8 protein-coding genes are annotated in these 15,276 nt (G+C 56.0%); 2 read left to right on the top strand and 6 right to left on the bottom strand.

All coding sequences use genetic code 11. The annotated features are described in order from the left end of the window. Positions 1-94 precede the first annotated feature (94 nt). Positions 95-2,785, top strand: a complete 2,691-nt coding sequence (locus FIU95_RS01045) for a penicillin-binding protein 1A (protein ID WP_152450673.1) — start codon at positions 95-97, stop codon at positions 2,783-2,785. 146 nt (positions 2,786-2,931) lie between these two features. On the opposite strand, the gene FIU95_RS01040 is transcribed toward FIU95_RS01045, so the two are convergent. The 6 genes from FIU95_RS01040 to pilG form a co-directional block, all read right to left on the bottom strand. Next, the gene (locus FIU95_RS01040; RefSeq protein WP_152450671.1) at positions 2,932-3,414 is read right to left on the bottom strand and encodes a chemotaxis protein CheW; all 483 of its coding nucleotides are present in this window, start codon (positions 3,412-3,414) and stop codon (positions 2,932-2,934) included. A gap of 39 nt (positions 3,415-3,453) precedes the next feature. Further along, the gene (locus FIU95_RS01035) at positions 3,454-9,885 is read right to left on the bottom strand and encodes an Hpt domain-containing protein (RefSeq protein ID WP_152456025.1); all 6,432 of its coding nucleotides are present in this window, start codon (positions 9,883-9,885) and stop codon (positions 3,454-3,456) included. Positions 9,886-10,043: 158 nt separating this feature from the next. Further along, positions 10,044-12,185 (bottom strand): methyl-accepting chemotaxis protein, encoded by a 2,142-nt coding sequence (locus FIU95_RS01030; protein ID WP_152450669.1) that lies wholly within the window; start codon positions 12,183-12,185, stop codon positions 10,044-10,046. Positions 12,186-12,342: 157 nt separating this feature from the next. Further along, the gene (locus tag FIU95_RS01025) at positions 12,343-12,882 is read right to left on the bottom strand and encodes a chemotaxis protein CheW (protein WP_152450667.1); all 540 of its coding nucleotides are present in this window, start codon (positions 12,880-12,882) and stop codon (positions 12,343-12,345) included. A gap of 16 nt (positions 12,883-12,898) precedes the next feature. Beyond that, positions 12,899-13,261: a twitching motility response regulator PilH gene (gene pilH, locus FIU95_RS01020; RefSeq protein ID WP_152456023.1), complete on the bottom strand. Its 363-nt coding sequence runs from the start codon at positions 13,259-13,261 to the stop codon at positions 12,899-12,901. Positions 13,262-13,502: 241 nt separating this feature from the next. Next, positions 13,503-13,898, bottom strand: coding sequence for a twitching motility response regulator PilG (gene pilG / locus FIU95_RS01015; RefSeq protein ID WP_020413651.1), 396 nt, complete (start codon positions 13,896-13,898; stop codon positions 13,503-13,505). A 352-nt stretch (positions 13,899-14,250) separates the two neighbouring features. Here pilG and gshB point away from each other — a divergent pair, with 352 nt between their 5' ends. Continuing rightward, positions 14,251-15,207: a glutathione synthase gene (gene gshB / locus FIU95_RS01010; RefSeq protein ID WP_152450665.1), complete on the top strand. Its 957-nt coding sequence runs from the start codon at positions 14,251-14,253 to the stop codon at positions 15,205-15,207. Positions 15,208-15,276 lie beyond the last annotated feature (69 nt).

The following is a 15,276-nucleotide window of genomic DNA, read 5'->3' as shown; positions in this document are numbered from 1 at the left end:
TACCGCTTCAACCAGCATTTGCATAGGTAATAGCGCACAATATTCGTATAATTATTCACCGAATCACACAAATGAAGTACACAGAAGCAGTTTCATGACAGTAAAAGCCCGAAATCGTCTACTAGCACTGCTCTGGCTCTGCCTCGCCGGAACAGCTGGCACAGCCATGGTTTTCGCCAGCATTTACCTCTATTTGAAACCCGGGCTGCCCTCAGTCGAAAGCCTGCGCGATATTCGCTTACAGACCCCATTAAGAGTCTACTCACAGGACATGAAACTGATTGGTGAATTTGGGGAGAAGCGCCGCAACCCCATCACCATAGAGCAAACGCCAGAGCCGTTTATCAAGGCAATCCTGGCGGCTGAGGATGCGAGCTTCTACTCACATAGTGGGGTCTCGATTAAGGGTCTGATGCGCGCAGCATCGCAATTGGTGCAGACCGGTTCCATCCAGTCCGGCGGCAGCACATTGACCATGCAGGTAGCGCGTAACTTCTTCCTTAGCCGTGAACAGCGCTTTATCCGCAAATTCAATGAGATCCTATTATCGCTGCAGATCGAGCGTGAACTCAGCAAAGATGAGATTCTGGAACTCTATATCAACAAAATTTTCCTGGGCAACCGCGCCTATGGTTTCCAGGCAGCTGCGCATGTTTACTACGGTCGCGATATCAAAGACCTGAGTATGGCGCAATGGGCGATGATGGCTGGACTGCCTAAGGCCCCCTCCACTTTCAACCCCATTGCCAACCCTACTCGAGCCCTGGTGCGGCGCAACTGGATCCTGAAGCGCATGCTCGATCTGGGCTATATCGACCAAGATGAGTACAAGCATTCCATTACCGCTCCGGTAACCGCCAGTTACCACAGCCGCGATTTGGATCTGGATGCTCCCTATATCGCCGAAATGGCCCGCAAGGAAGCGGTCGATCTGTTTGGCGACAGTGCCTATACCGATGGCTACCAAGTCATCACCACGATCAACAGCCGCCTCCAGGACCAGGCTCGCAAGGCGCTGCAACACGGTCTTGAGACCTACGATGCACGCCACGGTTATCGCGGCCCTGAGCAGCGTCTACCTCCGGAACTATTGCACGATAGCGACCAGTTAATAGACCTTCTTAACGAAATTCCGGTGCTCGGCGGGCTCGAGCCGGGAGTGGTCACCGCTGTGGAACCCAAGCTTCTACAGGTGCAGCTTCGCGACCGCCGTGTTGTGGAAGTCCCTTGGGAAAATGGACTGAGCTCTATTCGCCCTTATGTCACCGAGAGTTCCCGGGGGCCCCGCTTGCAATCCGCAGAGAAGATGTTTGCACCTGGCGATGTGGTGCGCCTGCGCCGTATTGAGGTCAAACACACGGAGGTAATCGGAAGCCAGCAAGAACCTGCCAACGCAGGTGATTCCGCCCAGCTTGTCAGCGCCTTGGAAGACAGCCCACAACCGGATCCATTTGCCGACCCCGAGGGAACCAGTTCCAGCCCTCAAGAGCCGCAAATTTCTGAGGAGTGGGAGCTAACCCAGGTGCCCTCTGCCCAGGGCGCCCTCGTCTCTATCGATCCCCAAGACGGCGCTATACGCGCCCTGGTGGGTGGCTACGATTTTCGCCAGAGCCACTTCAACCGGGTCACCCAGGCGGCGCGGCAGCCGGGTTCCAGCTTCAAGCCGTTTATCTATGCTTCGGCCATCGAGCGTGGCTATACCGCTGCCAGTGTAATCAACGATGCGCCGATCATCTTCGAGGAAACCAACCTTCAAGATGTTTGGCGCCCAGAGAACGACGGCGGTACTTTCCTCGGCCCCACCCGCTTGCGTATGGCTTTGTATAAATCGCGCAATATGGTCTCTATTCGACTGCTGCAGGCACTGGGGCTCGACTACGCCCTCGGTTTTGTCGAGGGCTTCGGCTTTGACCGCAGCAAACTCGCGCGGAACCTAACCATAGCCCTGGGCAGTTCCGCTCTAACTCCATTGGAAATGGTGCGCGGTTACGCCGCCTTCGCCAATGGCGGCTATCGGGTGGAGCCCTACCTGGTAGATAGAGTGCTGGATGTAAATGGAGAAACCCTCTACCAGGCCCTGCCCCTCACCGTGTGCAATGACTGCCCTGAACCCGGCAGCGAGCCCCGTGGCTTCAACAATGAGGAACCTCTGGACCTGGCGGCAATACAGCCGGGAGAAGAGGGGCCAGACCAAGGTAAAGAGCCCCCGGAGCTAAAAGTTCTCCCTGTAGGCCCACTGGATTCATCCAAATCACAGGCGCGCCCCCTGGCACCGCGCGCCATGTCGCCTGAGACCGCATACATCATGGATTCCATCCTCAAGGATGTGATTAAGAAGGGAACAGGGCGCCGCGCCCTCGCCATGAAGCGCGGCGATATCGCTGGCAAAACGGGTACCACCAATGGCCCTCGCGATGCTTGGTTCTCGGGCTACAGCCCCTACCTGGCCACCAGTGCTTGGGTGGGTTTCGACTCCTATGGCGAGCTGGGCAAAAATGAATACGGTGGCTCTGCGGCGCTACCTATCTGGATAGATTTTATGAGCGTAGCCCTGGAGGGGTTGCCCGAGAGGCACTTGCCCCAACCGGACGGCATAATGACCGTGCGTATCAATCCCAAGAACGGTCTGCGCACCTCCTATGGCGGTATGTTTGAAATATTCCGTGCCAACAGGGTACCTGGGCGTGAAGCCTACAACCCCTACCGCTCTAGATACACCGATGAAGATAGGGATATGCCCGGCCGCGATCAGCCGAGCGAGCCTCCACCGGAAGAGTTATTCTGAAATCCACTATTTCTGCCGCAAAGCCCGCTCAATGAGCGGGTGGACAGATAAAAAAAGGGGCCCATAGGCCCCTTTTTTTATCTGTCATTTTCTTATTGTTTTTTCTACCAAAGACCTGCCTACTTCCTGCGACTTCATCATTGTCATTAATCCGGCTCTCGGTACCTGATGCAAGCACGCTCCAACCCCTGCAAATCCGGGATAACAGCCTCTTCACCAGAAAGCGCCACGTGCATCAACTCTCCAGGATTCAGAGGCTGCTCGCGAAGCGCCAGTTCATCTGGCGTCACCCGCACAAGGCGCGGTGTTCCCTGTAGTACAAGGGCAAAATATGGAAGGTCTCCATCGGGGTTACCACTGCTGAGCACCGCGATACGAGCGCTCTCGGAAGCACCACCAAGCGCCTCTCCGCGCATTACATCAAAGGACAACAGCGGCAACCGCTGCTCACGCCAAACCAGATCTCCGAGGTACCACTCGGGCACATCGTGCACAGCCATGGGTACCTGCATGGCAATCACCTCGGACAAGCTCTCTACAGGCACCAACATCTGCCCCTGTTGTAATGGCAACAGCAGGCTGCTCACCTCCTGAGGAACATCTAGTGGCAGCGCTTCAACTTCACTCATTGCCCACCTCTTGCATATAGACTCTCATTTCTTAGCCGCTCAGCTGCCAACGGCCGAGGTACCGGCATATTCGCGAATCGCCTCGAGCAATACATCCTCCTGGTAAGGTTTACCAAGGTAGTGATTGACGCCAAGGGACATAGCGTGATCGCGGTGCTTACTGCCAGTACGGGAGGTGATCATCACAATAGGAATATCGCGCAGACGACTACTTGAGCGGATATGGCGCGCTACCTCAAAACCGTCCATACGCGGCATCTCAATATCCAGCAGAATGAGATCCGGAACCTTATCCTGCAACTGGATCACCGCATCCTGACCATCTTTGGCGGTACTTACCAAGTAACCCTCGCGCTCCAGGAAGCGTGTGGTCACCTTGCGTACGGTAACAGAATCGTCCACCACCATAACGGTCTGCTGGCGCGCTTCCGGCTCGGGCTGTTGTTCTGCTTGTAATTGCAGCTGCGGCATATCCGGGCGCGCCAACTGAGTAGCCTGGCGACGTAACAGAGCATGGGCATCGAGAATTACCACCACGCTGCCATCACCAGTAACGGTGGCTCCGGAAACTCCCTGCACCCCGGCAAACTGTGGGCCCAGGCTCTTCACAACAATTTCTCGGCTGCCGCGGATAGCATCCACCTGCAGGGCCATAGCGTGGCCTTCGGAGCGCACCAGCAATACCGGTAACTGCATATCATCGACACTGAGTTTCGGCTGGGCGCCAGACTTCAGCAGGGTGCCGAAGTAGTTCACCTCATATAGCTCGCCGGCATACTCAAAGCGGGCATCACTTGAGCGGTAGTAGTGTTCCAGCTCAAAGGGGCTGAGGCGCACTATACCTTCGATGGTATTGAGTGGCAGAGCGAACAAGTCCTCGCCTATCTTCACCATCAGGGCGCGGTTTACCGACACGGTAAACGGCAGGCGCACGACAAATTCCGTTCCTGCACCGGCCTCGGAGTTGATATGCACGCTGCCGCCGATCTGTTTCAGCTCGGCGGAAACCACATCCATACCCACGCCGCGGCCGGAAATTTGGGTTACTTTTTCCGCAGTGGTGAACCCCGCCTGCAGGATAAACTGCAGGATTTCGTTATTGGAAAGCTCCGCATCCGCGCGCATCAGGCCATTTTCTACCGCCTTTTCCCGCACACGGATCAGGTTCACCCCGGCTCCGTCGTCGCGAATAGTCAGTACCACCTCACTGCCTTCGCGGGCCAGGGCTACATCGATACGCCCGCGCTCGGCCTTACCCGCCGCGCGACGTAGATCGGGCATTTCAATGCCGTGGTCAACCGCATTGCGCAGCATATGCTCCAGAGGTGCCACCATGCGCTCCAGCATGGACCGGTCCAGTTCGCCCTCCACGTTGGAGAACACCAACTCCACCTGCTTACCTAGCTCGGCACTCACCTGGCGCACAATACGGCGCAATCTGGGCACCAAGCGTGAGAAGGGCACCATGCGACTGCGCATTAGCCCCTCTTGCAACTCTGTGTTGACACGAGACTGCTGCAACAACAGCGTCTCGGTATCGCGGGCCTTGTTATCCAGGGTGGAGCGCAGCTCCATCAAGTCAGAAGTGGACTCCAGCAAGGAGCGAGACAGCTGCTGAATAGAGGAGTAGCGATCCATCTCCAGCGGATCAAAATCACCATCCTGTTCGGCCAGCTGCTCCTGGCGGAACAGGATTTGTGCTTCGGTTTCGCGATCCAAACGGCGCAACTGTTCGTTAAGACGCAACAGGGTCGAGTCCATCTCATCGAGCGCCAGACCAAACTCACTCATCTGCTCTTCGAGGCGGCCACGGGAAATAGCGGTCTCACCTGCGAGGTTTACCAGCTCTTCCAGCAGCTCCGCTGCAACCCGCACCATTTCCTGAGGTTGGTTCCTGGTGGGCGCGGACACTTCATTTTCCACCCCTCCGGGCTTGCGGATAAATGGCAGAACATTGCCAGCATTTGCCGTTTGCACAGCCTCTGGCAGTAATTCGGTGGGCTCTGGCCTTAACTCTGGGGCAAGACCCTCACCGCCGGTAACGGGCAATAATTCCCCTTCGCCAGCTTCGCCATGGGATTCATCAGAGAAAGCTTCCAATGCAGCCTCAGCGCTGGGGAGATCCTCACCTGGTAGCTCTTGAGAGACGGTTTCAAACGCATTATTTATTGACGCCTGGCCATCAGCCCAGTCTGTGCTGATAAGCTGGACAAAAGCCTCCAACTGCTCGCCCGCCATCCAGGCGCGCACCGTTTCCACGCCATCGGCAATTCGGTCATGAGTAGAGTGCGCATCAGTAAAGAATTGCGCCGAGGGCTTCACAATACCGCGCATGCCCTCAATCGCGGTTTCAAAGCGGTGCGCTACTTCACCGAGGCCCATTAAGCCGGCCATACGGGCGCCGCCCTTGAAAGTATGCAGCACCCGTTTGAGCGCCTCAGCATGCTCGGCGCTCTCAGGGGTATCTTCCCAGGCCTGAATCAACTCCTCCAGCTCATCGGTTAGATCGCCGGCCTCTTCCATAAACACATCGACCACATCGGGATCGATTTCCGCCAGCAGACGCTGCTGCTCTAAAGGACCCGCTTGCGGTGCAGGCTTGTCAACATCGGGGATGCCAAGAGAGGAATCCCAAACTTCTTGGCTAGGCTCTATAGCACTCTGGGCAGGTGTGCCAGCCTCATCTGCATTGGCCGCACTGGATTCAGTCAGCTCAAACAGTGCCTCATATAAATCATCCAGGGCCGGCTCGGACGAGACTTCCTCAGGCTCCTCACGACTCTTTTCTGCTGCCGCTGCCACTGGGGCATCAACGCTTTCCAGCTCAGTTGAGTGTGAAAGCTCTATCTCGACGTCCAACAGAGGTTCCGCATCCGCTTCAGAAGCAGATTCAAATACGGTTTCCAGTTCCGCTGCGGGAGCTTGCACCTCATCGGTGGAATCCGTTTGCTCCTCTACCACAGTGCCTACCACCGCAGCCTCTGTACCTACCGAGTCGAGGGGTTGTGCCTCAATACCCAGTTCGCTCAGGTCGTAATCTTCCTCGTACGCTTCTTCTCTCAGTTCGCCTTCTGCCAGATAGCGTAATGCTTCCTCTACCGCCTCGCTAACCTCGGGCAGATCCTGGGCAGCGGCGACCGCATCGACCAGGTCCAGTAGCTCGTTGTGTCCCTGCTCAAGGGAAGCCCACAAGGCCGGCTCTTCCTCTAACTGACCGGCCAATACCTTGCGATAAACTTCCAACAGCAACTGTGCCAGCTCTGCCAGGGTTGGTAGCTGGGCGCGACTGGCCGCCTCCTGCAGAACATTGAGCTCTTCCGCAACTTCACTGACCTTGGATTTATCGGCGGGATTTGAACGCCACTGGCTGAGCATCTGGTCCGCATCCAGCAGGACACGCATACCGTCAGCCATCAACACTTCAAGAAGTTGCGGATCTACGGCTCTGGGCTCATTCGCTTCGCGCTCGCGGATCAGGTGACCCACAGAGCGTTCCTGTAACTCGGCAATGCGGGCGAGGAATTGCTCCGCTCTCTCGACCACGATGGGTGCTTCAGCGCGGATCTGAGCCAAAACCTGGCGCACGTAACTAGCGCCATCGCCTATCAGATCGAAGATATCCGCATCGATGGGCACCTGGTAAATACGCAGCTCTTTGGCGAAGCGCTCCAGAGGTGCCATCATCTCGGCCACCACCTTGACCTCCGCCATATGGGCGGAGCCCTTCAGGGTATGCAGGGCACGGTGCAGGGGATCGCTGGGTACGCCGTAAACCGGGGCTGCTGCGCGCATATCCGCGAGGTAGCCATCGACAACGCTTAGGTGAGTTTCAGCCTCCTGGGCAAAAATTTCCCACAGCTGCGCCCGCTCATCGTTACACTCCGCTTCATCAACCGTTGCCGCGGGGGCTGTATTTGTATCTTGGGCCAGCAGTTCCGAGGGGATGTGCCCCTGGCTGAGCTGCTCCGCCCAGGCCTGCAATTGAAGTGTGAGGGGCTTATCCGGGTCACCCTGGCGGAGACGGAATGCCTCAATCATCGATGGCAGCTTCTGGTAGACCCGCTCAATCAACAGCACATGGGCGCGTTCAGGCTTAATGCTGTCATCGATCACCCGATTGAGCATGTTTTCCACTGCCCAGGCCAGCTCGCCAATATCCAGCGCCTCGACCATGCGGCCGGAACCTTTCAGGGTGTGGAAGCCGCGGCGGAACTCCACCAGGGCATCGGTGTTGGCAAAATTGGCAGCCCATTCCGGGAAGTAATTGCCGATATGGGCGAGTACTTCGCTGGCCTCCTCGAGGAAAATTTCGATGATCTCATCATCGATCAAACTCTCACTGTCCTCGACTAACTGCTGAGGCTCGCTCTCAACCGGTTCTGTGGTCGAGCCAGTCTCCTCAAACAGCTCAGCATCGGCTGGCAGCAGCGCATCTTCACGCTCATCCGCCGGCACTGCCGAAACAAAGTCCTCAGCCGCTATTACCGGGGCCTCGGTGATGGGCTCAGGTTCAACAGGCTCTTCAGTCGGCGAGAACCAGTTGTCCTCATTGTTGCGATTTTCTTCGCTAACGGACGCTTCTGAAACAGGAGCTCCCCCTAACTCCAACCCCTGAGCTTCTGCTGGCGAATCAACGATTGGAGCCGTCGCAGGCTCCGTCTCGATTTGCTCGGGGATAACGGTGGAGGGTCGCTCTATCGCTTTACTTTCGTCACTCTCGTCGGAGTCTGTGGTTTCGAAAACCTCAGGTGTCAATAACTCCAGGGCATCGCTGCCCTCTTCGTCCGCCATATTTTCGCGAGCGGGCTCTGTCTCTTCTACTGGGTCATCAGTTTCTTCACCGACAAAGGAGATACCGAGATTCGCGATACTGTCTTCGGCCAAAGCCAGCAGCATTTCGGTATCATCCAAGCCCTCGACACGGCGCTCCAGATAGTACTCAACACTGGTAATCGCATCGGCCAGGGTATCGAGCATGCGCCACTCCGGCTGCTCTGCCCGCTCCATCAGGGCGTCGCTGATATAGCTGTTGCAGGCGGCAATGATTTTGCTCGCACGCTGGTAGCCCACCATCTCCAGTCCGCCGCAAACCTCTTGCAGTCGCTGGGGTACGCGGCTCAAATAGCTGATATCCCAATGGCTGGCCACATACTCCATGACCGCCTCTTTTACCGCCTCCAAGCCCAGGCGCGCTTCGCGCAACACTGAATCTGTGGCATCCCCCATAATCGGCTGGTCATCGTCACCGCGCTTATTGCGATCGACAGTAGCCGCCAGGGCCGAATCGAGTTGTACCAGTTCGCCTGCGGCGCGCATCAGATACTCATCGACATCGCTACCGCGCGAGGCATCGCGCAGGCATTCATAAATGCCCCGGGCACGGCCTCGCGGCGCCTCGAGCCCCAAAACACCGAGCGTATCCGCGATCCGCTTGGCTATGGTTGCGGTCTCATTGAGAGGGGGCTGCTCGGAGGCAGCGCCGCCGGGTTCCAGCGCCTCGCGCACCAGTTGCAGCTCTTCTCGCAGTGCAGTTATGGCAGTGCCCAGTGCTTCTGGCCCCATCGCCAGGACGTCTTCAGTATCCGGTCTGGGAGTGCCCGGCACCGCCTTATCCAGTGCAAAGCGTTGGTAAAGCCCCTGGCAGCGATTGCCATTTGGGCCGGCCAAATAAACGTAGAACAGCAGGTTGCAAAGGAAATCTGCATCCAGCTCGGCATCCAATACCCTGGCGCCACGGCCCTGCAATAAACGGAACTCAACGTCGATACGGCGCAGCAGATGACGCAATGCAGGCTGCACAGTGATGCGATGTTCAGCCAGAGCTTCCAGGATACCCAGCAGGACTTCCCATAGGGATTGACGACGGCTACCGCTATAGAGCAGTTGCAGTTTTTCGATAATCTTTACTAGGTAGGAAAGGCTCTCGCCACTGTTCACATCGCGGATCAAACCCGCTGCGGCTACGTGGTACATTTTGCGCAGCTTGCCTACCAGTTCCTGCAGGCGTGCATTGTCCGCCGTCAAGGGCTGGCGCTTACCGGCGATGCGACTCAATGAGGAGAGATCTGGAGAGAAGAGTGCGCCCTCGGTAATCAGGCGCTCGCGGCGCACCGCACGCAAATCGTTGAGGAGTGGCAGCAACAATACCGCATTATCCCTGCGCTGGAATGACACCTTCTCCAAATAGAGAGGCAGCTCCAGCAGGGCGCGCATCATAAATTCGCGCGTTTCATCGGTATTTTCTACAGTGCCGCCGGCCAGCGACTGAAGCAACTGCTCCATTTCTTCGGCCAGCATCGCCGCACCATTGAGCTGCGCCATATGCAGGCTGCCGTGTACCTGGTGCACCAGGGACAAACTGTTCTGCAGCAGGGTCTCGCCGGCTTGCGGGTCCGAGGCAAAAGTCTCGAGAAATTGACGCGCCTGCGCCAGGGTCTCGTTAATTTCACCTATCAGCCAGTCCAGGGCCATGAAGTTCGGATTGTCGTGACTCACGCCAAGTCCCCAATAATTCTTTCTCTATGCAGGCGCTCTACCCGGCGCGAGCCAGGGTTCGCGGTCTTGCGGAAGTGTTCCGTGCGCCCTCTCCACCCGGCAGCCAGCAAGGGCGCCGGGCTTTATTTTGTGGGTTAGGCCAGAGCCCGGTCTTCGCGGGACTCCAAGGAATTGCTTTCCTCACTGTCGAGCGTGAAAGTGTCCGTATCCATCTCCGGCAACTCCACGTCGTACATCTCACTATTGGTTTCCACGCTCTCCTCCTGCGGCAGTTTGAAGCCGGCAACGGATTCACGCAGCGCGCTGGCGGTTTGTGCCAGGTTACCAATGGACTGGGCAGTAGCCTGGGTACCGGCAGAGGTCTGCGAAGTAATTTCCTGAATCACGTTCATGGTGTTGGAAATATGACCGGCAGAAGAGGCCTGCTGACGAGCGGCGTTGGAGATGTTTTGGATCAACGAGGCCAGGTTGCTGGATACGTTTTCAATCTCCTCCAGGGCGACACCAGCGTCCTGTGCCAAGCGGGCACCGCGCACCACCTCAGTGGTGGTCTGCTCCATGGAAATCACCGCTTCGTTGGTGTCAGACTGAATCGCTTTCACCAGGCCTTCAATCTGCTTGGTCGCAGCGGCCGAGCGTTCCGCCAGTCGCTGTACCTCGTCCGCAACCACGGCGAAGCCGCGGCCGGCATCACCGGCCATGCTCGCCTGAATAGCGGCGTTCAATGCGAGAATGTTGGTCTGGTCGGCAATGTCGTTAATCAAGCTCACGATATCGCCAATCTCCTGGGAGGATTCACCCAGGCGCTTGATTCGCTTGGAGGTATCCTGAATCTGCTCGCGGATATTGTCCATGCCCTTGATGGTGTTTTGCACCACCTTGGAACCATTGCTGGCAATCTGTACCGAGCGTTCGGCAACCTGCGCGGACTCGGAGGCGTTGGCAGATACCTGGTCAATGGTGACCGCCATCTCGTTCACCGCGGCGGAGGCCCCGGCAATCTCCTGAGCCTGGTGTTCTGAGGCCTCGGCCAGATGCAGGGCTGTCTGCTGGGTTTCTTGGGACAGGCCGGATACTTCCTGTGCTGCACCGTTGATTCGAGATACCAGCACGCGCAGCTGGTCGATGGTGAAGTTGATAGAGTCCGCAATCGCACCGGTAAAGGCCTCGGTTACCGTTGCCGAGGTCGTCAAGTCACCGTCGGCGAGGTCGGCCAGCTCATCCAGCAGCTGCATAATCGCCTGCTGGTTGCGCTCGTTGGTATCGGCTTCTTCCATCAGGCTGCGGCGGGTACCGGAGAAGGCCATTCCCATCATGGCAAAAATCAACAGCACAAACCCTGCGGCCAAAATAGAAATGGTCATATTGTTGGGCTGGCGCTCATCGGCCAGGTTCACAATACGGTCGTTCAGGGTGCTCAGGGCCTCAAGCAGTTGCGGCGAGGAGGCGATAATACCGTTGGTGGCCTGGCGCGAGGCAAACAGTGCGGGAGTCGCTTCGAAGATATCTCTTACAGAGGTGCTTACGAACCCAAACAATTCAGTAATTTCATCCAGTGAGCGGCGCGCTTCCTCATCGGTAATGCGGGAAATTCCCATCACCACATCACCGCTCTTCATGCCATCTACCACTTTACCGAAGAGGCTGGCATCAGTATTAAACTGATCTGCCGCGGCTTCCGCATCGTCACCACCCTGCAGCATCTTGTCGATGTTTCGGCCGATTCGCTCTGCCCGCCAAACTTGTAGCTGGGCCTGCTCTACCTGATTGGCCGGTGCGTTATTGGCCAGCAGAATTTCCACGATGTTGTTGTGCTCGGCCTGCAGTTCCGGCAGGGAGTCACTCAACGTGGAGGCAATATCGTTAAGGAAGACGATGGTTTCCTTGTTGCTGATAATGGTATCGACCTGCTCGCGCAGCTTGCGCCAAACGGTACCGTAAGTGGCCAGTTCAGCGTCCAGCGCCCTGCGGCTGCCTTTATCCATCCCCTGCAGCTGATTCCAGGCACTGGCCATCTGTCCGGAAACTTTTTCCAGTTCGGCAAATGCTTCATCATCACCGGAAGTCGCCGCCGGTGCATAGGAAACCAGCTGGTAAGAAAGTGCACGCAGTTCTGCTACCTGCTGCAGGTACTCCTTATCGCGATCACTGCGGGTCTGTACCAAATAGATACTGACAATCAGCCCCGCCAGTACGGCGAGTACCAGCAGACCCAAACCCAGCGCGGCAGGGTTACTGCGAAACGCGGAAAAGGAACTCTGGGAGCCTGTTTTCATAATTTACTCCTAGCGGGCCCAAGCAAGAGGCCGGTTTAATACCACTTAATATTTAACGCTTTAATGACAATGGCCCTCAGCCAGTGCGGACATCCCTGCACCGCTTGTGGGTCCCCCCAGCATCTCATTGTGAGATGTCGAAAAATCCAATCGGACCTCAGCGAACAGCAGCATCCATAAAATGAGGGTCTTTGAGCAGAGCCCGCATGTCGAACACCAACCACCGGTCCTTTTGTAAAATAAACTGGCCATGCACCATGGGCGCAAACGGCTCAATCAAATCTGTCGGTGCTTCATGGGCATATTCAAATGCCAAATGCTGCATTCCGTGCAACCTGTCGACAATCAACCCCACGTAAGTTTTTTCCCGCTCTAACACCAGAACCCTGCGCTGTTGGCGTGGGCCCGTGAGGTGGCCTCCATAAAAGGCTGCGAGATCAATCAGGGGTAACAGGCGGCCGCGTACATTGGAAACGCCTTTTACCCAAGGCTGTACGCCAGGGATAAAAGTGTGTTGCGGCACTTCGAGCAATTCCACAACATCATCCATCGAGGCGACAAAATTGTGGTCGAGTAGAGAAAAACCGATTCCGGTCCAGTAGGGTTTGATTTCTCGACGGCCGGGCAGGCCTGTGGCCTGCGCTTTGGCTCGCCGAGCGATATCAACAAGTGCTAGATAGGGTGTTTGTGACTGCACGTTGAGCAGCTGGCCTTCAGGCCAACACCTCCTCGATGGCTTTCAACAATTTGCCCTCATCGACGGGCTTGGTGAGATAAGCTTTGGCGCCCTGGCGCATCCCCCACACCCGGTCAGTGTCCTGATCCTTGGTGGTCACCATAATGATCGGTATCCCGGCGGTGTTGCCATCCTTGCTCAACTGGCGAGTGGCTTGGAAACCATTCAGCCCGGGCATCACAATATCCATCAAAATCAGGTCTGGGCGTTGAGTGCGCGCAACATCCACACCGTTTTCGCCGTTGGGCGCGGTAATTACGGCATGGCCATTTTTTTCGAGTATTGTGGTCAGCTTGTGTGTTTCGGTAGGAGAGTCATCTACTATTAGTACTCTTGCCATCATTTCCCCCATGACTTCTTCTAATTGGCAACTGCGCTACAAGTGACAGTGCTTGGCGATTTGTTGTATTTATCTTTGATGGCATGTGCCAAGTCTGCACTTACTGCCAATGCACTGCCAGACTACAGAACCTCCCTTCCCAGGCAGATGGGATGAGAGGTGCGTCTGTTAAATCATCTTCCCCGCCAAAAAGCGAAGATAGTGGTTCCAAATAAGAACCTTATTTTTTGTTAGTGATCACTCAGGCTGCGTGATGCGGTTTTGCATGGGCGGAAATTGCACCCAGCAGTTCGCTTTTACTAAACGGTTTAGTTAGGTATTGATCACAGCCAACAACACGGCCTTTTGCTTTATCGAACAAACCATCCTTGCTCGACAACATAACTACCGGGGTGGAGCGGAATTCGCTGTTGTTCTTAATCAGCGCACAGGTCTGGTAGCCATCCAGGCGCGGCATCATGATATCGACAAAAATAACATCGGGACGGGAGTCCGCGATTTTCGCCAGCGCATCAAAACCATCTGTCGCGGTGACGACTGTGCAACCCGCTTTTTGTAGCAAGGTCTCGGCGGTGCGGCGAATTGTCTTACTGTCGTCAATCACCATTACAGTCAGACTTTCCCAGTTAAGCTCCATAGTCTTTTTTGAATCCCCTGTTTACTTATTTTCGGGCACGCGAAAATTTTTATCTGCACCCTTTTTTGAGCCGCTTGCGGGGCCTGGGTGTCTCACTTTGCCAAGATCGCACACTGGGTGGAACTTTTATCACAGAACCCCAGGTGAATCTAGCCGCGCGGAAGCGCCGTCGACTTTGTGGTTCAAATAATCACCACTTTACCCCCAAACCCAGCCGACACAACTAATAAAGTTGCACCTCAACGAAGCTGCTCTTACCTTATCCACCCAACAAGTTGGCAGTGGCAACTATTCAAACAGCCACAACCACCGCGGCGTGGGATTAAATATCCCTTCAACTACGGAAGCTCAGATGAATTATTCCCTCGGTGTGGTGATGGACCCCATCGCCCAGATCAATTTTAAGAAAGATACGACACTTGCACTGTTACAGGCCGCACAAGACAGCGGTTTCCAGCTGTTTTATTTTGAGCAAAGCGACCTGTATTTGGACAATGGCCGTGCCATTGGCAGGGGCAGACCTCTTAAGGTTTTTGACGATCCCGAGCGCTGGTTCAGCCTCGAGGAAGCCACAGAGATGCCCTTGGGTGAACTCGATACAATTTTGATGCGTGTCGACCCACCTTTCGACAATGAGTACATTTATTCCACTTACATCCTTGAGGCGGCCGAGCGTGAAGGCGCCCTGGTAGTTAACAAACCGCAGTCCCTGCGCGACTGTAATGAGAAAATTTTCGCGACCACTTTTCCGCAATGCTGCCCGCCTGTTTTGGTGAGCAAGGATATGCAACGCCTGCGTGAATTCCACAAAACTCACCGCGATGTCATTTTCAAACCTTTGGACGGCATGGGCGGCGCTGGTATTTTTCACTGCAAACCCGACGGCGCCAATTTAGGGGCCATTCTGGAAATGCTCACTCAACACGGTCGCCAACAGATTATGGCGCAGCGTTACATTCCCGAAATCAAAGATGGTGACAAGCGAATTTTGGTAGTCGATGGTGTGGCGGTGCCCTATTGCCTGGCCAGAATTCCCGAGGCGGGCGAAACACGCGGCAACTTAGCCGCCGGTGGTCGCGGCGAGGCACGGCCACTGACGGATCGCGATCGATGGATCGTGGAGCAGGTCGCCCCCACATTAAAAGAAAAAGGGCTCTTGTTCGTAGGCCTGGATGTCATCGGTGATTACCTTACGGAAATCAATGTCACCAGCCCAACGTGTGTGCGCGAGATTGATGCGGCCTACGACACCTATATCGGTGCGCGACTAATGAGCGCCATCACACACCGCTTGGCACAAAAGCGTTAAACTTCGCCCTTAACTCGAACGACTCCCAGGGCTGTTTGCCAGTGAACGGGCCGGGTGGGAAGCCGAGCG

Source organism: Microbulbifer sp. THAF38 (genome assembly GCF_009363535.1).
Lineage (GTDB): Bacteria > Pseudomonadota > Gammaproteobacteria > Pseudomonadales > Cellvibrionaceae > Microbulbifer.
The sequence above is the reverse complement of the archived record's forward strand: the minus strand, read 5'-3'. Positions and strand labels throughout refer to the sequence as shown.

Excerpts from the sequence above, each read along its gene's own strand:
- FIU95_RS01035 (WP_152456025.1), bottom strand. The coding sequence starts at position 9,885 with ATGGCCCTGGACTGGCTGATAGGTGAAATTAACGAGACCCTGGCGCAG.
- pilH (WP_152456023.1), bottom strand. The coding sequence starts at position 13,261 with ATGGCAAGAGTACTAATAGTAGATGACTCTCCTACCGAAACACACAAG.
- FIU95_RS01040 (WP_152450671.1), bottom strand. The coding sequence starts at position 3,414 with ATGAGTGAAGTTGAAGCGCTGCCACTAGATGTTCCTCAGGAGGTGAGC.
- gshB (WP_152450665.1), top strand. The coding sequence starts at position 14,251 with ATGAATTATTCCCTCGGTGTGGTGATGGACCCCATCGCCCAGATCAAT.
- FIU95_RS01045 (WP_152450673.1), top strand. The coding sequence starts at position 95 with ATGACAGTAAAAGCCCGAAATCGTCTACTAGCACTGCTCTGGCTCTGC.
- pilG (WP_020413651.1), bottom strand. The coding sequence starts at position 13,898 with ATGGAGCTTAACTGGGAAAGTCTGACTGTAATGGTGATTGACGACAGT.
- FIU95_RS01030 (WP_152450669.1), bottom strand. The coding sequence starts at position 12,185 with ATGAAAACAGGCTCCCAGAGTTCCTTTTCCGCGTTTCGCAGTAACCCT.